17 protein-coding genes and 1 other RNA gene are annotated in these 22,890 nt (G+C 65.5%); 4 read left to right on the top strand and 14 right to left on the bottom strand.

Annotation, left to right across the window (positions count from 1 at the left end; all coding sequences use genetic code 11):
• Positions 1-32: 32 nt before the first annotated feature.
• Together XCC_RS18125 and XCC_RS18130 are read right to left on the bottom strand one after the other, a co-directional pair.
• Entirely contained in the window at positions 33-437 is a 405-nt protein-coding gene (locus XCC_RS18125) for a YbaN family protein (protein WP_011038593.1), read from the bottom strand.
• Positions 438-1,204: 767 nt separating this feature from the next.
• Positions 1,205-3,319: a S9 family peptidase gene (locus XCC_RS18130; RefSeq protein WP_019237214.1), complete on the bottom strand. Its 2,115-nt coding sequence runs from the start codon at positions 3,317-3,319 to the stop codon at positions 1,205-1,207.
• A gap of 109 nt (positions 3,320-3,428) precedes the next feature.
• On the opposite strand from XCC_RS18130, the gene XCC_RS18135 reads away from it, so the two are divergent.
• Complete coding sequence (locus XCC_RS18135; RefSeq protein ID WP_011038595.1) at positions 3,429-4,613, top strand: pyridoxal phosphate-dependent aminotransferase; 1,185 nt, start codon at positions 3,429-3,431, stop codon at positions 4,611-4,613.
• Between the two features lie 53 nt (positions 4,614-4,666).
• Here the strand turns inward: XCC_RS18135 and XCC_RS18140 are convergent, their stop codons facing one another.
• The 4 genes from XCC_RS18140 to XCC_RS18155 form a co-directional block, all read right to left on the bottom strand.
• Positions 4,667-5,623 (bottom strand): hypothetical protein, encoded by a 957-nt coding sequence (locus XCC_RS18140; protein WP_012437328.1) that lies wholly within the window; start codon positions 5,621-5,623, stop codon positions 4,667-4,669.
• An 85-nt stretch (positions 5,624-5,708) separates the two neighbouring features.
• Positions 5,709-6,236: a hypothetical protein gene (locus tag XCC_RS18145; RefSeq protein ID WP_011038597.1), complete on the bottom strand. Its 528-nt coding sequence runs from the start codon at positions 6,234-6,236 to the stop codon at positions 5,709-5,711.
• Between the two features lie 237 nt (positions 6,237-6,473).
• On the bottom strand, positions 6,474-8,567 hold the full coding sequence (locus XCC_RS18150; protein ID WP_011038598.1) for a prolyl oligopeptidase family serine peptidase: 2,094 nt from the start codon (positions 8,565-8,567) through the stop codon (positions 6,474-6,476).
• 68 nt (positions 8,568-8,635) lie between these two features.
• Positions 8,636-8,947: a membrane protein gene (locus XCC_RS18155; protein WP_011038599.1), complete on the bottom strand. Its 312-nt coding sequence runs from the start codon at positions 8,945-8,947 to the stop codon at positions 8,636-8,638.
• 677 nt (positions 8,948-9,624) lie between these two features.
• Here XCC_RS18155 and XCC_RS18160 point away from each other — a divergent pair.
• Together XCC_RS18160 and XCC_RS18165 are read left to right on the top strand one after the other, a co-directional pair.
• Positions 9,625-10,194, top strand: coding sequence for a lipocalin family protein (locus XCC_RS18160; RefSeq protein ID WP_011038600.1), 570 nt, complete (start codon positions 9,625-9,627; stop codon positions 10,192-10,194).
• Between the two features lie 120 nt (positions 10,195-10,314).
• Positions 10,315-10,389: non-coding RNA, sX9 sRNA (locus XCC_RS18165), on the top strand.
• A 4-nt stretch (positions 10,390-10,393) separates the two neighbouring features.
• Here XCC_RS18165 and XCC_RS18170 read toward each other — a convergent pair.
• Positions 10,394-11,359: a helix-turn-helix transcriptional regulator gene (locus tag XCC_RS18170; RefSeq protein ID WP_011038601.1), complete on the bottom strand. Its 966-nt coding sequence runs from the start codon at positions 11,357-11,359 to the stop codon at positions 10,394-10,396.
• Between the two features lie 215 nt (positions 11,360-11,574).
• Between XCC_RS18170 and XCC_RS18175 the strand changes: the two genes are divergently transcribed.
• Positions 11,575-12,375 (top strand): DUF481 domain-containing protein, encoded by an 801-nt coding sequence (locus tag XCC_RS18175; RefSeq protein WP_011038602.1) that lies wholly within the window; start codon positions 11,575-11,577, stop codon positions 12,373-12,375.
• 335 nt (positions 12,376-12,710) lie between these two features.
• Here the strand turns inward: XCC_RS18175 and hemC are convergent, their stop codons facing one another.
• The 7 genes from hemC to XCC_RS18210 all read right to left on the bottom strand — a co-directional run bounded on the left by hemC (position 12,711) and on the right by XCC_RS18210 (position 22,738).
• Complete coding sequence (hemC, locus tag XCC_RS18180) at positions 12,711-13,625, bottom strand: hydroxymethylbilane synthase (protein WP_011038603.1); 915 nt, start codon at positions 13,623-13,625, stop codon at positions 12,711-12,713.
• 30 nt (positions 13,626-13,655) lie between these two features.
• On the bottom strand, positions 13,656-14,396 hold the full coding sequence (locus XCC_RS18185; RefSeq protein ID WP_014509046.1) for a LytR/AlgR family response regulator transcription factor: 741 nt from the start codon (positions 14,394-14,396) through the stop codon (positions 13,656-13,658).
• 30 nt (positions 14,397-14,426) lie between these two features.
• Positions 14,427-15,482, bottom strand: coding sequence for a sensor histidine kinase (locus XCC_RS18190; RefSeq protein WP_011038605.1), 1,056 nt, complete (start codon positions 15,480-15,482; stop codon positions 14,427-14,429).
• Between the two features lie 3 nt (positions 15,483-15,485).
• Positions 15,486-16,154: an alpha/beta hydrolase gene (locus tag XCC_RS18195; protein WP_019237217.1), complete on the bottom strand. Its 669-nt coding sequence runs from the start codon at positions 16,152-16,154 to the stop codon at positions 15,486-15,488.
• 132 nt (positions 16,155-16,286) lie between these two features.
• The gene (mdoH, locus tag XCC_RS18200) at positions 16,287-18,224 is read right to left on the bottom strand and encodes a glucans biosynthesis glucosyltransferase MdoH (protein WP_011038607.1); all 1,938 of its coding nucleotides are present in this window, start codon (positions 18,222-18,224) and stop codon (positions 16,287-16,289) included.
• Positions 18,225-18,541: 317 nt separating this feature from the next.
• Positions 18,542-20,380, bottom strand: coding sequence for an SLC13 family permease (locus tag XCC_RS18205; protein ID WP_014509050.1), 1,839 nt, complete (start codon positions 20,378-20,380; stop codon positions 18,542-18,544).
• 708 nt (positions 20,381-21,088) lie between these two features.
• Positions 21,089-22,738 (bottom strand): M28 family metallopeptidase, encoded by a 1,650-nt coding sequence (locus XCC_RS18210; protein WP_011038609.1) that lies wholly within the window; start codon positions 22,736-22,738, stop codon positions 21,089-21,091.
• Between the last annotated feature and the right edge of the window lie 152 nt (positions 22,739-22,890).

The following is a 22,890-nucleotide window of genomic DNA, read 5'->3' on the forward strand; positions in this document are numbered from 1 at the left end:
AGTATAGCCAGAACACCCTGACTGCCGTGCGCTCAGTGCGAGGCGGGCGTTTGCAGTGCGCGCGGCGGCGGCTCCGGGCGCAGCCACAGCCAGATGGCCACCACCGCCATGCTGCCGATCGACAGGCATTTGACCCACAGCACCGGCACGCACCACAGCATGATGGCGGCGCAGATGGTCATGGTCAGGGTCGCCATCCATTTGGCCTTGCGGCTCACCGCGCGATAGGTCTGCCATTCGACGATGGCCGGGCCAAAGCGCGGGTGCGCCATCAGCCAGCGGTGCAGGCGTTCGGAGCCGCGCGAGGCGGCCCAGGCGGAGATCAGCACGAATACGGTAGTGGGCAGGCCGGGGACGAAGATGCCGACAATGCCGGTGGCCAGGCTGGCATAGGCCAGCAGCCACCACGCCCAGCGGAATCGGTTCGGTCGCGTCATGGGGGAATGATACGGCCAGTGGTGGGGGTTGGTGGGTGGACGGTTTTTTGTTGCAGGGGATGTGGGGTGCGCTTGGGAGCAGCTTGTGTTGGGGTGCGTGCCATGTGTGTGCGCTCAGGCTCGCTTCGATTTTGCGGCGGCGTTCTTTCAGCCGGATGCTTTGCCCGGAGAACGCACGAAGGGGTGGGTTGATTGCGGTGCTTGGGCGACGATTGGTTTGTCGCTTATTGCTGGCACGTCTGAAAGCACGGCAGAGCGAGTGCAGGGCTTTCGCGCCTGCGGCGCGAGTTCCTTTTGTCTTGGCAAAATGAACCAAAACCGCTGTCGCCGACGCGATCCGGTGCGGTGAAGCCGCACCGGTGCCCTGCGCTCCTCACCACGCGTGGCACGGCGCCCAAACTCGCTGCGCTCAGACAAGGGCGCCTCTTCGGCCCCGCGCAGCTGCGGTGCTCGGCTCGCTTTAAGGCGACGTTGGTGGAGCGAGAGCGTCAGCAGAAGCGAGAGCAGGAGCAGGAAGCGAAAAAACAGGAAGGAAAACGCTAGGTGGGACGGCGGGAAGCGAAGCAGGAAGCGGAAGCCGGAGCAGAGGTGAAAAGGGGGAAGAAGGAGACGGAAGACGGGAATTGGGAATTGGGAGGCGGCGGCGGCAACACCAGCCTCCCGCATCCACCGTCCCCTGACATCCAGGCAAATAGCTAATCGCTAAAAGCCCGCGCGATCTGCTCTTACGAATCCCAAATCCCGACTCCCCAATCCCCGCCCCTCAACTATTTGACGCCCAGCTGGTCCAGCACGAAGGCATACGATTCGGCCAGTTCGCGGTAGCGGCGGAAGCGGCCGGATTTGCCGCCGTGGCCGGCTTCCATGTTGGTGCGGAAGACGATCGGGTAGGTGCCGGTGTTGTCGTCGCGGAGCTTGGCGACCCACTTGGCCGGTTCCCAGTACTGCACCTGCGAATCCCACAGGCCGGTTCCGACGAACATCGCCGGGTAGGCCTGCTTGCGCACGTTGTCGTACGGGGAATACGACAGCATGTAGTCGTAGTAATCCTTGGTTTCCGGGTTGCCCCATTCATCGTATTCGTTGGTGGTCAGCGGGATGCTGGCATCGAGCATGGTGGTGACCACGTCCACGAACGGCACCTGCGCCACCATCACCCGGTAGTCCTGCGGGGCCATGTTGGCCACCGCGCCCATCAGCAAGCCGCCGGCGCTGCCGCCGGAAGCCGCAACGCGGTCCTTGGCAGCGTAGCCCTGTGCCACCAGGCCGCGGGTGATATCGACAAAGTCGTTGAAGGTGTTCTGCTTGTGCAGCAGCTTGCCGTCGTCATACCACTGCCGGCCCATTTCCTGGCCGCCACGGATGTGCGCGATGGCGTACACCACGCCGCGATCCAGCAGGCTCACCGCCGGCAGGTTGAACGCCGGGTCCATCGACATGCCGTAGCTGCCGTACGCGTACTGGAACAACGCGGCAGTGCCGTCTTTCTTGAAGCCTTTCTTGTAGACCAGCGACACCGGCAGCTTGACGCCGTCGCGCGCGGTCACCCAGACGCGTTCGGTCACGTAGTTGCCGGCGTCGTAACCGATCACCGGCTGCTGCATGAGCAGCTTGCGCTCGCCGGTCTGGGTATTGAGTTCGTAGGTGGTGGCCGGTGTGGTCAGCGAGGTGTAGGTGTAGCGCAACCACGCGGTGTCCGGCTCGGAGTTGACCGACAACCCCATCGAATACGCCGACTCGTCGGTCTTGACGTACTCGTGGCTGCCATCGCGCTTGAGCAGGCGGACGCGCTCCAGGCCACCGGACCGTTCTTCGATGGCGGTGAAGCCATCGAACAGTGCGTAGCTTTCGATATACACGTTCGGGTCGTGCGCCACCCAGTCGGTCCACTGCTTGCGCGTGGTCGCATTGGTGGGCGCGGTGACCAGCTTGAAGTTCTTGGCGCCATCGGCATTGGTGCGGATCACCCAGCGGCCACCGAAATGCTCCGGGTGGTATTCGACGTCGCGCTCGCGCTTGGCCAGCACGGTGAAGGTCTCGGGTTTGTCGGCCGGCGCGTAGCGGGTTTCCGAGGACACCGTGCTCTCCACGCCGATGACGATGTACTTGTCGTCGCGGGTGCGGGAGATGCCCATGTAGAAGCTGTCGTCCTTTTCCTCGTAGACCAGCACGTCGTCCTTGGCCGGCGTGCCGAGCACGTGCTTCTTGACGCGCACGGTCAGCAGCGTTTCCGGGTCGTTTTCCACATAGAACAAGGTCTTGTTGTCGTCGGCCCACACCACGTTGGCGGAGACGCCTTCCACGGTGTCCGGATAGACCTCGCCGGTCTCCAGGTTCTTGAAACGGATGGTGTACTGCTGGCGGCCCACTGCATCGTCGGCCCAGGCCAGGATGCGGTTGTCCTGGCTGACTTCGGCATCGCCAACACTGAAGTAGCCCTTGCCCTCGGCCAGGGTGTTGACGTTGAGCAGGATCTCTTCCGGTGCGTCCATGCTGCCCTTGCGGCGCGCCTGGATCGGGTAGTCCTTGCCGGCCTCGTAGCGCGTGTAATACCAGTAGCCACGCTCGCGGTACGGCACGCTGGCATCGTCCTGCTTGATGCGCCCGACGATCTCGGTATACAGCGTGTCTTCCAGCGGCTTCAGCGGCGCCATCAAGGCGTCGGCGTAGGTGTTTTCGGCGTTGAGATACGCCAGCATGGCCTTGTTCTCACGCTTGTCGTCGCGCAGCCAGTAGTAGTCATCGTTACGGGTGGCACCGAACGGGGCCTTGACCACGTGCGGATGCTTGGCCACGTCCGGCGGCGTCGGGAGGGCGGCAAGTGCGGAAGGAACAGAGCTGGTCATCAGGCTGGCGATCAACAAGGTCAGGACAGGTTTCATCAGATTGGGGTCCGTTGGATGAACGCAATGCCATCCCAGCGCGCGAGTGTGGAAGAGGCCGCCGGGGAGCGTCATGTGTCCGAGGTCATGCTGGTCTATCATCTTCGCAATGGACTCACTGCTTTCGCCCGTGTCCGGCTATAGCCGCCGCAGCCAGGACATCGCGCCCTTCCATGTGATGGCCCTGCTGGCCCGCGCCAACGCACTGGAACAGGCCGGCCACGATGTCATCCACCTGGAAATCGGCGAGCCGGACTTCACCACCGCTGCGCCCGTGGTGGCCGCCGGCCAGGCTGCATTGGCCGCAGGCCACACCCGTTACACCGCCGCCCGCGGGCTGCCCGCGTTGCGCGAGGCAATTGCCGGGTTTTACGCGCAGCGTTACGGCTGCCACATCGATCCCGAGCGCGTGCTGGTCACCCCGGGAGGCTCCGGCGCTTTGCTGCTGGCCAGCAGCCTGTTGGTCGACCCGAGCAAGCATTGGTTGCTCGCCGACCCGGGGTATCCGTGCAACCGTCACTTCCTGCGCCTGGTCGAAGCTGGCGCGCAGCTGGTACCGGTGGGCCCGGACAGCGACTACCAACTGACCCCGGCGCTGGTGGATGCCTGCTGGACGGCCGACAGCGTTGGCGCGTTGGTGGCCTCACCGGCCAACCCCACCGGCAGCGTGCTCTCGCGTGCGCAGTTGGCCGCCTTGTCGCAGGCCTTGCAGGCGCGTGGTGGCCACCTGGTGGTGGATGAGATCTACCACGGCCTGACCTACGGCCTGGACGCGCACAGCGTGCTGGAAGTGGACGACAGCGCGTTCGTGCTGAACAGTTTTTCCAAATACTTCGGCATGACCGGCTGGCGCCTGGGCTGGCTGATCGCCCCACCCTCTGCGGTGCCCGAGTTGGAAAAACTCGCGCAGAACCTCTACATCAGCGCCTCGTCCATCGCCCAGCATGCGGCCCTGGCCTGCTTCACGCCCGAGAGCATCGCCATCTTCGAAGCGCGCCGCGCCGAGTTCCAGCAACGCCGCGATTACCTGTTGCCTGCACTGCGCGCACTGGGCTTCGACATCGCCGTCGAGCCACAAGGCGCGTTCTATCTGTATGCCGACATCAGCGCATTCTCCAAGGACGCGCAGGCCTTCTGTACGCACTTCCTGGAAACCGAGCATGTTGCCTTCACTCCCGGCATCGACTTCGGCTTCCACCGCGCCAACCAGCACGTCCGCATCGCCTATACGCAGAGCCTGCCGCGCCTTGAGCAGGCGGTGGAGCGCATTGCGCGTGGGTTACGGCACATCTGAACGGAGATACGAGACGGGCTAACGCCACCCCGCTGACAGTGCAGTCTGCGTGCCTACTTGACTGGCCTACTCTGGCCCGCGTCATTGTGTGCCGTAGCCGCCAACTCGATGCGCCCGTCGGACCGTTTGCCGAGCAGCGCCCGCAACTCCAGCCAATTTCCCTCGTGCGGCCAGCCGGAAAAATTGGCAACCATCTTTCCGTCGTGCATCAGATAGAAGGTCGGTGTACCCCAACTGTTGATCATTGACCAATCCGCCGTGTGGCGTGCCAGTACGATGGATTGATCCGTATGCGTCTTATTCCAAGCTTCAAGTACCTCATAATCAAGACGCAGCCCAACAGGCGCAAGCCATACAAGGTGGACCCCTTGCAAGAGCGGATGATGCCTCAGATCGTCCATGGCTCTCACTGAAAATCTGCAATGCGGATGGACGACCACGACCAGTATGTCTCCGCGCAACGGAATCTGGATTTCGCGCAGCCGCCTCTTGCCTTGATCAATGGCATAGGCATTGGGCCTAACCGTAGGCCCCGCCCTGACCACATCGGGTACCGGTTCAAATTCAATGCCGGGATGGGCACCTGCCAGTTGGTCTGCGTCCGCAAAGCGACGAAACTGGACAAGCGTCTGATGATAGCGCTTCAGCACATCAGGCCCGGCAGTGTCGCCAAATGCTTCCATGACTTCGATCATTTGCTGCAAATAGCGCTCGTCGTCAGTGTAATAGGCAAGGCGCTGGCTTGCCCGCGACAATGTTTCCAAGCCCGCCCTGGGGACGTCGGCAAGGCGTGGAGAGTCGAGTACCGGCGCAAACGCTGCGTTATAGGCGTCCGCCAAGCGTTGCAGGCGATCCTTGCGTGGCAGGCTCAGGGTCGCCTCGTCCAGCGCCACCAGGCGATCGTAAGCGTCATTCAACACGTCAACCGAGGGTTGCGCCCACGCCACAGAGCTAATGAGCAGTACTGTCGAGATAAAAAACCAGCGGAACCGACAATGGCCAATCGACATGGCACTGCTCTCCAGTGTGTTGGGAATTCGCGAAGCGCCAGACCCCAATTCGATGGGATCTGGCGGAAGCCGGCCTTGGAATTGACTAGCAATTGGCACCGATGCAAATCTTTCCCATTGACTGACCGCAGGTAGCCTTAGCTACGCATGCATAATCAGGATAATCTGGATCTTTGCTGGCATCCGGCCTGTATTCACCACTGATTGCATTTACGGGCTCCCGAGAATCGACGGACGACATGATCGCCTTGCTAAACCCATCTGACTGCCTCAACCCGGGAATAAGCGCGACTGTTGCCTGCTGGCCGAACAGCGATAGAACCTTATATGCCTCAAGCGCATTCAGTTCCATTTCCAAATCTTGATAGGAATAACTTGCCAAGCCGCTCTCTGAAAAAACAAGACTATTCAGAAATCGCTCTCTATTTGAAGGAGATAAATACTTCAGGGGCGATTGAGCCGGCATAAATTTTAGATATTCCTGCAGTTCCGCTCGAGAGCGTATTGGAGCGACTTCCTGTTCCAATAGCCTCCGATCCATGGATGTACCTAAAGCGTTGTTAGACAAACTTACATTTTGAGCAATGACACCTGAAGCGATGAAAAAAAGCATGCTCCCACTGCGATATTCAGGATTTTCATAATAGCTCCTATCAAGGGATTTTTATTTTGCAGCATTCTCCTCTGGAGATAGAGGGGAGGTGGACTCGGGACGCCTCACAGCGACGCGCCCCATTATTTTTTACACCCGATGCACAAAGGACGCAATCACCATTGAGTTCGCATATTTTTGAATATTTCGATAGTGGTGGAAAGCTAGCCTTATCCCCGCATGGTGGGCATGGACGCCTCAATCCGCTAAACGCTCCCACAGGAAGCTGTAGGCCAGCGCCGACATATGCGCCGCCTGCGCATTGTTGGCTGCGCCGCCATGGCCGCCTTCGATGTTCTCGTAGTAGGTCACGTCCTTGCCAGCCTCGATCATCTTGGCGGCCATCTTGCGCGCGTGGCCAGGATGCACGCGGTCATCGCGCGTGGAGGTCAGGAAGATCACCGGCGGGTAGGTCTTCTTCGGATCGAACAGGTGATACGGCGAGAAGGTCTGGATGAATTTCCAGTCGTCGGTGTCAGGATTGCCGTACTCAGCCATCCACGAGGCGCCCGCCAACAGATGGCTGTAGCGCTTCATGTCCAGCAGCGGGACTTGCACCACCACCGCGCCGAACAGCTCCGGATACTGGGTCAGCATGTTGCCGGTCATCAGGCCGCCGTTGCTGCCGCCCTGCACGCCCAGGTGCTTGGTCGAGGTGATCTTGCGCGCGACCAGATCCTTGGCGACCGCGGCCATGTCTTCATAGGCCTTGTGGCGGTTCTGCTTGAGCGCGGCCTGGTGCCAGCGTGGGCCATATTCGCCACCGCCGCGAATGTTGGCCACCACGTAAACGCCACCCTTCTCCAGCCAGGCACGGCCCAGGGCGCCGGAATAATTCGGCGTCATCGAGATCTCGAAACCGCCATAGCCATACAGCAGGGTCGGCGCGCTGCCATCGAGCTTGAGATCCTTTGGCCGCACCAGGAAGTACGGCACGCGGGTGCCATCCTTGCTGGTGGCAAAGTGCTGCTCGATGCTGTCCTCGCCGGCATCGAAGAACGCCGGCATGGTCTTCAGCGGTTGCGGCGCAGTGCCCACGTCCACCCACGACAAGGTGGTGGGCGTGAGGTAGTCGGTGACGGTCAGCCACAACGCATCGCTGTCATCGCTGTCCACGGCGCCGACATCCACGGTACCAAAGGCTGGTGCACCGACAAAGGCGCTTTTCTTCCAGCCATCCTGCGAGGGCGTGATCACGCTCAGGCGGTTCTTGACGTCTTCCAGCACGTTCAACACCAGGTGCGAGCGCGTCCAGGTCATGCCGGCCAGCGAGGTGGTGTCGGTGGGCTCGAACAGCACATCGAAGTCGCGCTTGCCCTGCATGAAGGCATCAAAGCGCGTGACCAGCAGCGAGCCGGCCTTGTAGGTCTTGCCGCCCACCGTCCACGGCTCGCGCAGCTCCAGGGTGAGCCACTCGCGCTTGACGCTCTTGTTGGCGGAGTTCGGCGCATCCACCTTTACCAGCGCGCCATCGGCCTTCTTGAAATACAGCTCGTCGTTGTAGAAGGCCAGCGTGCGGCTGACGAAATCACGCTCGAATCCAGGCGTGTCGTCATGCATCGCCATGATGTACATGTCGGTGGGCTTGCCCTCGTACACCACCTTGGCCGTGCTCAGCGGCGTGCCGCGCTTCCACTGCTTGGCAATGCGCGGGTAGCCGGAGCTGGTCATCGCGCCGGGGCCGAAATCGGTATAGACGTAGACGGTGTCCTGATCGATCCAGCCCAGCCCGCCCTTGGCTTCGGGGCGGAAGAACCCGTCCTTGACCCACTGCTTGGTGGACAGGTCAAACTCACGCGTCACGTCCGCGTCGGCACCGCCGCGCGACAGCGCGATCAGGCAGCGCTGGTAGCCCGGGCGCAGGCAATCGGCGCCGTGCCAGACCCAGTTCTCTTTCTCGGCCTTGTTGAGCGCATCCAGGTCCAGCACGGTTTCCCACTTGGGCGCCGCCTTGCGGTATTCGTCCAGCGTGGTGCGCCGCCACAGGCCGCGCTCGTGCTGCTTGTCCTTCCAGAAGTTGTAGTAGTACGGGCCGATCTTCTGCACGGTGGGAATCTTGGCATCCGAGTCGAGCACCTCGCGGATACTCGATTCCATCTGCTTGAAGGCCGGGGTCACCGCCAGCCGCGCCTCGGTCTTGGCGTTCTGCGCCTTGACCCAGTCCAGCGGCTTGGCGCCGGTGACATCTTCCAGCCAGGCATACGGATCATTGGACACGGCGGTTTCCTTTGCAGAGACGGCGCCAGCAGTGATCAGGCCGGCAACCAGGCAGATCGAGGCGAATTTGGACATGGGGGTTCCCTAAGAAAGCGAGCCGCCGGACCGTAACATAGCCGTTCGACGGCTTCCCCTGCCGAAGGTCAGGCCGCGCGCACCTGCGTCGCCGTGCGCGAACCCACGCGACGGCGCTGCGCCTGCGGCCCCCGCCGCCGCGTCCTTGCTGGCCGCTCGCCCCGGCGCGGCAATGCCGGCACGGCGAACCGGTACAGGCTCCACCACGCCAGCATCGGCATGCCGACCAGCCACAGCGGCAACCAGCCGATCCACTCGCTATGGCCGCGCGCCGCCGGCCACACCAATACCAGGGCCAGCCCGGCCAGGGCGACCTGGCGCACCGGACGCAGCACGCGTGGGTCGGGAGTTTCGGAACGACGGGAAAGGCGATGCGACATGGCGGCACTCCGTGGCGGGATGGATGAGGACAGGCCGGCAGAATTGCCTGCGGCCATCTCACCGGCTGCGACCTGTGCGACACCGGTGACAGCGCTGCCGTTTCGCGCGTGTGGCTGGTTGGCGGCGGCGCTGCGCGCTGCTCGCTCGCGGCTGGGGCCCGCGGTGTTCCCGCCGCCGCTGCGACACTGATGGACTTCCGCCGTGCGTAGGCCGCGCAACGCTGAGCAAGCCTGGCTGGACCAGCACTCGCGCGGTTTCCGGTTCCGGCACCAACCGCACACCACGGCCGTTACCCACGCGTCGCCAGTAGCGCAGTTCTACCTAAGTGCCGCAATGCGCAGGGCCATCCAAGACAGGCGGCGGCTGGCCCCAGCACTGGCGCTGTCCCACTGCATGCATCAACCGCCCCCAGCCCTCCCCAACGCGTCGCCGTCACGCGGGCTGATCAGCCAGATCAAGCTGATGCGGCATGCGCAGCTGCATCCACCGGCCCGCGGTCAGCGATCAGCGCCGCCACTGTCGCGGCTCCGTCATCTGGCTGCCGTCCACTAGCGCGGCTGGCACGCGCGCCCGGCCGGTCCAGCGGCGTTTGTCGACGCCAGGCGCAACCGTTGACGCGAACTTGCCCCCTGCATGCGGTAGTGTGCTGACCCAACTGACCCTCTGTGACTTTGCGATGCGCCTGACCGTTTCGATCGCCCTCGCTTTCCTGCTCGTGCTTGGCCTGCCCACGGCGCAGGCCAAGGACACACCGACCACGGAGCGGCCGATCGATCTGTCCAAGATCATGGGCACCTGGTACGTGATTGCACGCATGCCCAACCCGGTCGAGCGCGGCCATGTGGCCAGCCGCGACGAATACACCCTGGTGGAAGACGGCAAGGTGGCGGTGCGCTATCGCTACCGCGAAGGCTTCGAGGAGCCGGAAAAGGAAGTCAACGCGCGCGCCTCGGTGGACGCGGACAGCGGCAACCGCGATTGGCGGGTGTGGTTCTACAAGGTCATTCCGGCCAAGCAGCGCATCCTGGAAATTGCACCCGACGGGTCGTGGATGCTGATCTCCTACCCCGGCCGCGATCTGGCCTGGATCTTCGCGCGCAAGCCGGACATGAGCCGCGACCAGTACCGCACCCTGGTCAACAAGATGCGCGACGACTACGCCATCTACACCGACAAACTCAAGCGCGTGCCGCAGCTGCCCGAACAGGTAGGCCGGCTGGGCTTCGAAGTCCCCGACAAGCGCTGATTGGCGCCCGCGCACGCGGCCATGCCAGCGTGCGCTCCCCGGCGTTGCCCGCCGGGCTTGGAGCCGCGATCAAAACGACTGCGCAGCCGCCAGGGCGCGCGCCCGGTGCTCGAAACCGGCATGTATCCACGTACGGTCCGGTTCTTCCGCGCCGCCCGCACCCACCTGACAACTGCCCGCTACGTACCGTTAGCCGCGCTTAGTCGTAATTACTCAACGCCAGCGATAGCAGCGATTTGGCCTGCTCGCGCAACGACATCGGCTCGACGATTTCCGCGTCCGAGCCGTAGTGCAGCACATCCATCAGCAGCTCGCGCGAGACGCTGTACGGCACCTTCAGTTCGTAACGGCCGTCGGGCAGGAAGCGCCCTTGCTGCTTGGAATGCCAGTGTTCGTCGGCCACCCAGCGCGCGGCCTTGGCGCTGAACACGATGGTGGCCCAGCCCTTGGGCGCGCCCGAAAAAATGCCGTAGCTGGCGCCCAGCTGCGCATCCAGTTCGCTGTCGGGCACGTCGCGCGCGGTGGTATCGATGATGCGCGCGTGGTTGATACGGTCCACCGCAAAGCTGCGCACGCCTTCGCGGCCGTGGTCCCACGCATCCAGGTACCAGTTGTCGCGGTAATGGGTAATGCGCTGCGGCGACACCGTGCGCTTGGTCGATTCGTCGGTGGAGCGGGCGCGGTAGTCGAAACTCAACTGCTTGCGCTCCAGCACTGCCGAAGCCACGCTGCGGAAGCTGGCTTCGTCGAGCTTGCGGCCGCGGTGCGGGATCACCCGGACCCGGTCCACCGGCCACTGCGAGACGCCGGCCTGGGCAGCGAGCAGGCCTTCGATCCGCTGCTGCAGCGGTGCCAGCATCGAGGAGAGCACGCCTCCGCCGGTCCGCGACAGCAGCTGCTGCGAGGCCAGCAAGGCGTGCAGTTCTTCGGAACTCAGCCACAGGCCCGGCAGCTCGAAGCGGTCGCTTTCGCCAGACAGATAGCGGAAGCCGGATTCGCCGTCGCCCTCCACCGGGGCCATCAGCGCATCGCGCAGAAAGGCCAGGTCGCGGTAAACGGTGGCGCGGGAACAGCTCAGCTCATCTTGCAGGCGCGCCACCGTGACCGGGTAGCGGGCCGACTTGAGCAGGCGATGCAGGGCGTTGATACGTTCGTAGCGGTCCATGCGCTGATTATGTCCGAGTCTTCGCGCGGCGGGGTGAGCATCCACACCGCGCGCAACGCCTGCCTACCCGGCCCGGCGCAGGGGGCGCGGCGCGCCGATCGCCCGAACCGCCAATGAAGCGCGGCTTCACCCGGTCCTGACGCGGTCGCCCAGTCCGTTATCATGAAATCGCTTTCACCTCTCTGCCTTCCCTTTCGTCTCCAAGAGTGCCGCCCATGTCACGCCGTGCCCCGTTGTCTGCCCTGTTGCCGCTGTTGTTGATCACGCCCACCGTCTGGGCCCAGGCGATCGCACCGGCGCCGGCAGACCCGGCCGCTGCCTTGATGCCCTCGCCGTGGAGCGGCAGCAGTGGCGAGCTCGGCTATGCGTCCGCGCACGGCAACAGCACCACCGACAGCCTCAACGGGCGCATCCGCCTGCGCTACACCGATGGCGACTGGATCCACAGCCTGGATGCCACCGCGCTGCGCTCGAGCTCGGAATACACCAATACCAACGACGACGGCAGCGTGACGCGCGAGCGCCAGACCACCGCCGAGCGCTACACCGGCAGTGCCGGCAGCGCGCTGCAGCTGGGCGAACACCGCCAGCTCACCGCGACCGGCCGCTACGAACACGATGACTTCGCCACCTACGACCGCCTGGCCACCTTCGGTATCGGTTACGGCACGCGCCTGATCGATGCCGATCGTTTTTATCTGGATGCGCAGATCGGCCCGGGTATCCGCCGCGCACACAACAGCGACGACGACCGCAACGAGACCGGGCTGATCGGCCGTGGTCTGTTCGACCTGAAATACACCGTCACCGACAACACCGATCTGATCAACACGCTGCTGGTGGAATCGGGCGAATACAACACCTACGCGCAGAACGATTTCGGCGTGCAGGTCAGCATGAATTCGCACTTCGCACTCAAGGCCGCCTGGCAGATGCGCCACAACAGCGACGTCAGTGAGGGCGACAAGAAGACCGACACGCTGACCACGGTGAACCTGGTCTACACGTTCAAGTAAGCCATTGCGCTTTGTAGGAGCGGCGTTGGCTGCAAGGGTTTTTATCGATTACGCGCAGGTGTGATCGGTAACGCGTTCGCGGCCAAGGCCGCTCCTACGAGATGGCTGGCGGCTTGCAGGGCCGCGGCAGCTGCGGTGGCGCTCCTCGGGTACGCCATCGGCGATGACGTGATGTCCTAGGCAAATCTCTGCATCTCGCCATCAGCCATGCAGCAACAATGAACCGCTGGCGTAGGAGCGGCCTTGGCCGCGAGGGCTCTGCCGATCAGGTGTCAGCGTCGGTGTTATCGGTAATGCGTTCGCGGCCAAGGCCGCTCCTACGGTCTGGCTAGCGCTTACAGCTCCGCCAGCAGCTGTGCGGCGCCCTTTTCGAACAGGCCGTCGGCGACGAGGCGGCCGAGGTCTTCGGTAGCGTCAGGGCTGCCGTGCGCCTCGGCGTGGATCAGGCGGCCGTCGCTGGCACTGCCCACCATGCCCTGCAGGAACAGGTCCTCGCCTTCCCAGCGCGCGAAGGCAGCCACCGGCACGTGGCAACTGCCGTGCAGGGCGCGATTCATCGCGCGCTCGGCCTCGACGCAGGCGCGCGTGCGGCCGGCATCCAGCACTGCCAGCAGGTCGTGGATGCGGGCATCGTCGCCGCGGCATTCCACCGCCACCGCGCCCTGCGCCGGGGCGGGCAGCCACTCCGGTGCGTCCAGCCGCGCGGTGATGCGGGCTTCCAGGCCCAGCCGCTGCAGTCCGGCGCAGGCCAGCACGATGGCGTCGTAGCCGCCGTTGTCGAGCTTGGCCAGGCGGGTGTTGACGTTGCCGCGCAGGTCGATCAATTCCAGGTCCGGGCGCGCGGCGCGCAACTGCGCCTGGCGGCGTAACGACGAGGTACCCACGCGTGCGCCCAGCGGCAGGGCCTGCAAGGTGGCGTAGAGGTTGGACACCAGCGCATCGGCCGGGTCGCCGCGTTCCAGGATGGCCGGCAGCACGAACGGCGCGTCCAGCTCCATCGGCACGTCCTTGAGCGAGTGCACGGCGCAATCGGCCTCGCCGCGCAGCATGGCCAGCTCCAGTTCCTTGAGGAACAGGCCCTTGCCGCCGATGGCGGCCAGCGAGCGGTCCAGCACTTCATCGCCGCGGGTGCTCATCGGCACCAGCACGACCTCCAGCCCGGGGTGGTGCTGGCGCAGCGCGGTGGCGACGTGTTCGCTCTGCCAGAGGGCAAGCGGGCTCTTACGGGTGGCGATGCGCAGCGTGGTCATGCCGCCATTATCGCGGACACGACGCCCAACTCATACCTGGCGCAGTTGTTCGCGCAGGCTGGCCACACAGCGCCGGCTCACTTCCAGGGTCTGCGGCACGTTGCGCAGCACCGCATGCACCTGGCCATCGCCGCTGCGGCGCAGTTCCACCAGCTCCTCGCGGGCGACCAGGCAATTGCGGTGGATGCGCACCAGGCGCTCGGCGAATTCGTCTTCCAGCGATTTGAGCGACTCTTCGATGAGGTCCTCGCCCCGGGCGTGGTGGACGATGACGTACTTCTCCTCCGCCTGCAGATAGCGGACGTCCTGGATCGCGATCAACCGCAGGCTGCCGCGCAGCCGCGCGCACAGGTGGGTGCGCAGCGGCGCGGCCGGCGCGAGGCTGGGGGTGCGCCCGGCCAGGTAGGTCGCCACGCGTTGCAGCGCGGCAGCAAGGCGCTCGGGGCGCACGGGTTTCATCAGGTAGTCCAGTGCGGCCGCATCGAAGGCCGACAGTGCGTGCTGGTCGTAGGCGGTGCAGAACACCACCGCCGGCGGTTGCGGGCGCTGGCGCAGCAGGCGCGCGGTTTCCAGGCCGTCGACCCCGGGCATGGCGATGTCCAGCAGCACCAGGTCCGGCTGCTGCTGCTCGCACAGCTGCAGGACCTGCTCGCCGTTCTCGGCCTCGCCCACCACCTGCACGTGCAGATGCTCGCCCAGCAGCAGGCGCAGGCGCTCACGTGCCAGTGGCTCGTCATCGGCGATCAGGACCCGCACTTGCGTGGCCGTCATGGACATCCCCCTCGCTGAAGTGATTCCCCCTCACTTCAACGGTAATGTGATCTCGCAGGCATAGTAGCCCTCCGACCAGCCGGCCGCCATCCGTGCCCCGGCACCGAATTGAAACGCCAACCGGTGCGAGATGCTGGCCTGGGCATGCCCGGCGCCCGCCACCACCAGCGGCGCCTGGGTGCCGGGCTGCGGGGCCGGATTGACGATACGGATCTGCAACTGGCTGCCTCGCTGCCGCAGCGACAGGTACAAGGTGCCGCCCTCGGGCATGCGCGACACCCCGTGCAGCACCGCGTTTTCCACCAGCGGCTGCAGCACCAGCCGCGGCATGGGCAACGCCCACGGCAGCGGTTCCTGCTTGTGCCAGCGCACCTGCAGACGATCGCCCAGGCGCAGCGATTCGATGGCCAGGTAACGCTCGGCCAGCTCGCATTCGGCGCGCAGCGTGGACACACCCTCGCCCGCCCCCAACGCGGCGCGGAACAGGTCCGACAGGTCCAGCACTGCCTGTTCGGCCACCACCGGGTCGCGCCGCAGCAGGCTGGCGATGAGGTTCATGCTGTTGAACAGGAAATGCGGGCGGATGCGCGCCTGCAGCGCATCGGCTTCGGCGCGGGCGTTGGCCTGCACCTGCGCCTCCCAACGATCGCTGACGTAGAAATAGCGCAGCGCCAGCGCGGTGATCAGCACCACCGTGGCTGCACTGCCGAGCGTAAAACGCCAGAACCCGACCAGCGGGCCGAGCGGGGCCTGGTCGAGCACCGCGTACAGGCCATGCACGATGCCAGCACCCAGCATGGCGACCACTGCGGCGATCGACAACGCAGCCAGCCCGCCCAGCCGTGGCGGCAGCCGCGACAAGGACGGCCGCAGCACGCACAGCAGCACGCTCACCGCCAGGGCCAGCCACAGCGCCAGGCCGCTGGCCGACACGAAGCGCGACAGCGTCAGGCTACGCGCAGCGCCGGCTTCGGGCACCAGGGTCACCACCAGCACCACCAGCTCGGCCAGGCCGAGCATCGCGCCCAGGCGTGGCAGCCGGCACAGGTCCGGCATCCAGGCGATCTGCGGCGCGGTGTGGGCCATGGCTCAGACGGCGGTGAAGCGCGCCTGCATCCAGTCGCGCAGGGCGTCGATCTCTTCCACGCAGACCTGGTGGCCCATCGGGTAGCTATGCCATTCCAGCGTGAACCCCAGTGCCTGCAGGGCCTGCGCACTCTGTTCGCCGGCGCGGTAAGGCACCACCGGGTCGGCGCTGCCATGCGCCATGAACAGTGGTTGCGCCAGCGCGCCCGGCTGCAGTTGGCTGGCAGCGGCGGCCGGATCGGGCAGATAGGTGGACATGGCGATCAACCCGGCCAACGGTACGCGGCGCTGCAGGCCCACCGCCAGGGTGACGGCGCCGCCTTGCGAGAAGCCGGCCAGCAGGATGCGGTCGGGCGCAATGCCGCGCGCCTGTTCGTTGGCAATCAAGGCCTCGACCTGGGCCACCGACTCGGCGATGCCGACCTTGTCCGCGCGCTGGGCAAAGTCCATGCCGACGATGTCGTACCAGCCGCGCATGCGCACGCCGTTGTTGATGGTGATCGGGCGGATTGGCGCATGCGGGAACACGAAGCGCAGCGCCGGCCACTGCGGGCGCACCAATTCCGGCACCATCGGCGCGAAGTCGCTGCCGTCCGCACCCAGGCCATGCAGCCAGATCACCGCCCACTGGGGGTTCGGTCCGGTCTCGCGTTCAATCACGTCCAGCATCATCCACCTTCCGGTGACAGGGCTGGGCATTATGCCTTGCGTCCCTGTGCGCTCAGCGCGCTGCGCAAGGCGGCCAGTGGCGCCGGCTGCTGCCTGCCAGCGAGCGCGGCCGCGGTGACACGCGCCGTGGGTCGCTCAGATCAGCGACGGTTCGAGCGCGGCGGCGCGGCGCAGTTCGGACGCACGCACCAGCACCTTGGGCGGGTCGAGTTCTTCGGGGATGCAGAAGATGCCGGCGCGGCGCAGCGCCAGGCCGGTGCGGCGCAGCGAGGTCACCGCCACCACCGGGATCGACACCACCATGCCCACGATCACCGGCGCCATCCACGCCGCCAGCGACGGCGACACCAGGTAGGCCAGCGTGCCCATGAACAGGCCGAACACGCTCAGGCCACCATAGCTGCGGATCAATGCCGGCCACGACAGCTTGCCGTCGTCGCGCACCTGCGCATCCCAACCCGAATCCTTGCCGGCCAGCACTTCGAACACGCCGCGCGATTGCAGGTACATCACCACCGGCGCCATCAAGGCCGCCAGCACGGTCTCCAGCAGGATGCTCAACGCGGCGCGGATCGCACCCCCGCAGGCGCGGCGTTCGCGCGGGTTGAGCAGCAGGGCGATATAGCCAAGCAGCTTGGGCGCGAGCAGCACAAACATGGTGCAGACGAAGATCCAGATCGCGTTGCCGTCGCTGCTGCCGTGCCAGTAGCGCGCCGGCGAGAACGGCAGGCCCTGCGCAAGATCGATGCCTGCGCCTGCCAGCGGAATGCCGATGCCCACCAGCATCAACATGCCCCACATCGGCGCGGTGAAGTAATGCCCGATGCCGATCATCATGTGCATGCGGCTGATCCAGTGCAGGCCCTTGGCGCCCACCACCTTGGCGTGCTGCAGGTTGCCCTGGCACCAGCGGCGGTCGCGGACCAGCAGGTCGGTGAGCGTGGGCGGGCCTTCTTCGTAGCTGCCCTGCAGGTACGGCACCATGTGCATGGCCCAGCCGCCGCGCCGCATCAGTGCCGCTTCGACAAAGTCATGGCTGAGCACATGGCCGCCGAAGGGCTTGCGCCCACGCAGCGACGGCAGCCCGGCGTGATCGGCAAACGCCTGGGTGCGGATGATGGCGTTGTGGCCCCAGTAATTGCTTTCCGCGCCATGCCACCAGGCCACGCCGAAGGCGATGATCGGCCCGTACACGCGGCCGCCGAACTGCTGCATGCGGGCGAACAGGGTCTGCCCGTTCACCACCGCCGGCAAGGTCTGGATCAGGCCCACGTCCGGGTTGTCTTCCATGCCGGCGACCAGGCGCACGATGGTGTCGCCGGTCATCACGCTGTCGGCGTCCAGGATCAGCATCTGCGGGTAGTTGCCGCCAAAACGGCGCACCCAGTCGGCCACGTTGCCGGCCTTGCGCGCGGCATTGTCGGCGCGGCGGCGGTAGAAGATGCGGCCATGCCCGCCGACGCTGTCACACAGTTCGGCATACACCTGTTCTTCGGCGCGGCCGATGTGCTCGCGGGTGGTATCGCTGAGCACGAAGAAATCGAAGTGCTCCAGTTGCCCGGTTTCTGCGACCGATTCGTAGATCGCCTGCAGGCCGGCCAACAGGCGGCGCGGGTCTTCGTTGTAGGTGGGCATCAGCAACGCGGTGCGCGTGTGCAGGCTGGGCAACGGCGCATCCGGATCGATGCCGAGCTTGCGCCCGGCGCGTGCGACCACGGTGATGAAGCCGGCCACCGCGCTGGCGAAGGACATCGCAATCCAGGCGAACAGCAACACGAACAGGCCCAGCAAACAGCCTTCCAGCACGCTGAAGCCGCCGGGCCACAGCACGCTGAGCATCACCCACACCGCCACCGCGGTGGCAGTGAGCGTGCCGCCGATCAGATAGAAGCGGCGCAGGCCGATGCCCATCGGCGAGGTGCGCTGGTGGCGTACCTGCAGGCTGCCTTCGCGCAGGGATTGTTCGGGCATTGCCAGCGGCGCTTCCGGCGGCAGCGTGGGCTGGCCGGCATCGAGGCTGGAGACGGGAGGTAGATCGGTTGGTGCAGGGGAAAGGGTCACGGTGCCGTCCATCAGGGCTGCCCGTCGCGCATCTGCGGCGACATTGCGGGCTGAAACGAGATGGCCAATGGCGTGCGCGGCAACGTTGCCACGCGCACCGTGTTACGGGCGATCCCGACGGTGTGCGACCACGTCGCAGTAGAACAACTCCAATGCACAAGCTCTCCTGGCTGCGACTTCACGTCGCGGCTCATCCTAAAGAATCGTTCGTTAAAGGAACCGAAGGCCACCGTTTGCGGTCTTCGCCCCTCCCGACGAGGACCGCGCGGCAGACTACGCCGCAGCGACCGAACGCTACCCCAACAGATTGCAGCCTGGCGCGCCGGCTGTCACGGCCAGGCGAAGGGCAGCAACGGCCCGCCCAGCCACAGATAGCGCGCCATCCATGCGGAGGCAAACGCGATCAACACCGTCAGCGGCACGCCCACGCGCAGGAAATCGGCAAACCGGTACTGGCCGGGATTGAGGATCAGCAGGTTGCCGTGGTGGCCGATCGGGGTGAGGAACGAGGCCACCGCGCCCATCGCGGTGCACACCACGAACGGAATCGGCGGCAATCCCAGCCCCTGCGCCAGGGCCAGCGCCACCGGCGTCAACAGCACCGTGGTGGCGGCATCGGACAACACCTGCGTCAGCAACGCGGCGGCGGCAAACATCAACAGCAGCAGGCTCAGCGGCGACAGGCCGTGCGCGTGCGCCAGCACATGCTCGGCCAGCCAGCGCGCGGTGCCGGTCTGATCCATCGCCATGCCGAGCGGAATCACCCCGGCAATCATCACGTAGATGCGCACGTCGATTTCGGCGTAGGCCTGTTCGATGCTCACGCAACGGGTGAGCACCATGGCCACCGCGCCGAGCAGGAAGGCGATATGCGGTGGCAGCCACTCGGCCGCGGCCGCCGCGACGGCGGCCAGCATGATGGCCACTGCCAACGGTGCGCGCCGGCGCCGGCTGCGGCGGCCGTCGAACGGCATCAGCATCAAGAAGCCACGGTGCTGGGACAGTTGCTGGAAGGTGTGCTGACGGCCCCACAACACCAGCAGGTCGCCTTCCTGCAGCTGCAGCTCGGACAACTCGCCATGCAGCCAGCCTTCCTTGCGCCACAGCCCGACCACCACCACGCCCATGGTGTGCAGGAAATCGATACGCGACACCGAGCGCCCGACGAATTCCGAATGCGGTGCCACCACCGCCTGCACCAGCTGCTCTTCGCCCAGTGCCTCGTGTGGGCGCTGCGGGTCGGTGCGATCCTCGCGCGGCTGCTCGCCGTACTTGGCCACCGCATGCAACGACAAACCCGGCTCATCCTTGACCGAGGCGATCTCGTCCGGCGAGGCGCGCACCAGCAGCACATCGCCGGCGCGCAGCAGGCCCTCGTTGCTGCTGCGACGCCGGCGCATGCCGTTGCGCAACCAATCCACTACCTGCAGCCGTTCGGTGAACGCGGCCTCGAACTCGGCCAGCGGCCGGCCCACCCAGGGCGCATCGGCGTCGACCAGCAGTTCGGTGTAATAGCGCTCCAGGCGCAGATAGTCCGCGCCGCCATCGTCTTCGCCCTGCCGCTTGGGCAGCAGCCAGCGCCCGGCGAGCATGTAGAGCATGCCCACGCCGACCAGCACCGCGCCGATCGGGGTGATGGCGAACAGGTCCAGCCGCCCGTGGCCGCCGCGTTCCAGCGCGGCATTGGCGAGCAGAAAGGCCGGCGCGCTGATCAGGGTCAAGGTGGTGCCCAACGAGGCCGCCAGCGACATCGGCATCAGCAGCCGCGAGGCGGCCAGCTTCTGCTCGCGGGCCAGCCGCATCATCACCGGCAACATCATCGCGGTGATCATCAGATGGTGCGAAAACGCCGCCAGGGCCGCGGTGGCCGGCATGGTGACCGCGATGGCGCGCCACTCGCGCCCGCCGGCGGCGCGCCCGATCGCCGCGCCGATACGGTCGGTGATGCCGGTGGCCGACAAGCCGGCCGACAACACGAACACCGCCGCGACAATGATCGCCGGCTCACTGGAAAACCCGGACAAGGCCTGGGTCGGGGTGAGGATGCCGGTGAGGGTCAACGCCAGCGTCGCCAGCATGGCCACCAGGTCGACCCGCAGCTTTTCGCTGATGAACAGCACCAGTGCCACCACGAGGATGACCAGAAACACGAGTTGCTGTTGTTCCATTCCACTCACCGCCTGCGATTGCGCCGACCTTACCTGAGCGCGGTGAAGGCGACATGCGCGTGGTCACGTTTGGGAGCAACTGCGTGTGGGCGGGCGTGCTGCGGCAGTTGCGTTGTGTTTGCGAATGCCAGCGGCTGCGCGGTGTCGATGGTGTGCTGCACGCATGCACCTTGGACAGATGTGAGTGTCGTGGGTGGGGCGTCATCCCTCACTACGTTGCGGTTGGGCTGGATAGCCGGGCGTGCAGGCCAGGTCATGCGGAGGCTGCCGAGCGGTCGCGATGAGAATGCACGCCGCAAGCGACACACCGCGGCGCTGTGGTTGTGCGGATGCCTTTGTCCAAGGCTTGTTGCTTGGAGCCTGCTTGTTGTTCGGAGACTGCAGAACATGCGCGTGGCAGTAGCTCACGCGCCTGGGATGCATGCACCGAATCCCGGCCGTGCAATCGGCAGCGGTGGTAGCACGCGAACTACATTGCGGCGTCAGTTCTATTGCGGAGCTGGCTTCGCCCGTGCGTCGCCATGCCACGCACGCCTGGGCCGATGCACACAGGACGGCTTCCCATTGCCGCACTGCGTGCTCCATCGCTGACGCAACCTTGCCTACCACTCCGCAACGCGCACGCGAACTCTGCGCGCTACTGCCGGCGCAGTGAGCGCCGGCAGCCTACATCTCCACATAGTGACGCAGCAGCGTCGCTACACGGCGTTACTTGCGCGCGTCCGCACTGGTGTCGCGGGTGGCGCGGAACTCCGAATCGCTGCTCCAGTTCGGCCAGGTACGCGCATCGGCAAGCTGCTGGCCCAGGGCGTAGAGGATGCCCAGATCGCGTGCGGCACCGGCGAAGCTCCAGTCCGGCTTCCACTCATCGCCCTGCTGGTGATAGCGCTTGGCGGTGTAGTCGTCCGATGCCGCCTTGCCTGCGGCCACGCCGCCCACTTCCCAATCCTGGCCGGCCGCATACGACAACGCCGGCACGCCACGCTTGGCGAAGGAGAAATGATCGGAGCGGAAGAAGTAGCCCGCCTCCGGCTTGGGATCGGGCGTGTAGCGCAGCTTCCACTGCCCGGCGACGGTCTTGAGTTGATCCAGCAACTCCAGCTTGGCGGTGCCGTAGATACCGAAATCGCGCGAGGGAACGAACGGGTTCATGCCGTCCATGTTGATCACCGCCACCGTGGTCGCCAGCGGGTACAGCGGCTTGGAGGCGTAGAACTCCGAACCGAGCAGGCCCTTTTCCTCGGCGGTGACCGCCAGGAACACCACCGAGCGCTCCGGCTTCGGCCCCTTGGCGAAACCGCGCGCCAGCTCCAGCAATGCGGCCGTGCCGCTGGCGTTGTCCAGCGCGCCGTTGAAGATGGTGTCGCCGCGTGCATCGGGCTTGCCCACGCCGATGTGGTCCCAGTGCGCGCTGTAGATCAGCGTCTCGTCGGGATGGGTGCTGCCTTCCAGGCGCGCGACCACGTTGTGCGAGGTGATCACATCCGACTTGACCGTGTAGCTGGCACTCAAGCGTTGCCCCTTGAGTTCCACCGGCTTGAATGCGCGGGTCTGCGCCTGCTTCTTCAAGGTGTCGAAATCCAGGCCGGCCTGCGTGAACAGACGCGCGGCCAGATCACGCTGGACCCAGCCTTCCAAGGTGGGATGCGCGGCGCGCGGGTTGTCGCGCACCACATCGAACATGGTGTTGGTGTTGGAGCTGGCCACGGTGTCCCAGCCGTAGGAGGCTGGCGCGGTTTCATGCACCACCAGCACGCCGAGTGCGCCCTGGCGCGCGCCTTCTTCGTACTTGTAGGTCCAGCGGCCGTAGTAGGTCATGCCCTTGCCATCGAAGGCGCCCTTGCCGGTCTCGAAATCCGGGTCGTTGATCAGCACCACGGCGATCTTGCCCTTGAGGTCGACACCCTTGAAGTCGTCCCAGTCGCGCTCCGGCGCCTTGACGCCGTAGCCGACGAACACCAGCGGCGCGTTGGCGATATCGACCTTGGATGAGCCGTCCATTGCCGCGCGGATCGCGATCTCCTTGCCTTGGGTCAGGGTCTGCGGCGCGCTGCCGCCCTGCACCGTAATACGCGGCGTGCCCACGATATCGGCGCGCCGCAGCGGCACCGCCTGCGTCCACAGGCGCTTGCCATCGGCGAGATCGCCACCGGGCTGCAAACCGGCCGCGGCAAACTGCGTGCTCAGGTAGGCAATGGTCTTGTCTTCGCCGGCAGTGGCCGGGCCGCGGCCTTCATAGGCGTCGGAGGCCAGCTCCTTGACGTCACGCGAGATGCGCGCGCCATCGAATGTCGGCGTTGCCGCCATCAGTGCGGTGGAGACCGCCATTGCCAGCATTCCCAGTCCAACTCGCTTCACTGCAGCACCCCGGTGTGATCAAAGACAGCCCCGGAGTGTAGGCCACCGCGCGGCGACGCCACGTGCCATTAGATGGGTTGCACAGCACGTACGTACTCGACGCCCGCGCGCAACTTTAATAATATTCATTCTCACTTACGCGCTGCGCAACG

It is taken from the genome of Xanthomonas campestris pv. campestris str. ATCC 33913 (genome assembly GCF_000007145.1).
Classification (GTDB): domain Bacteria; phylum Pseudomonadota; class Gammaproteobacteria; order Xanthomonadales; family Xanthomonadaceae; genus Xanthomonas; species Xanthomonas campestris.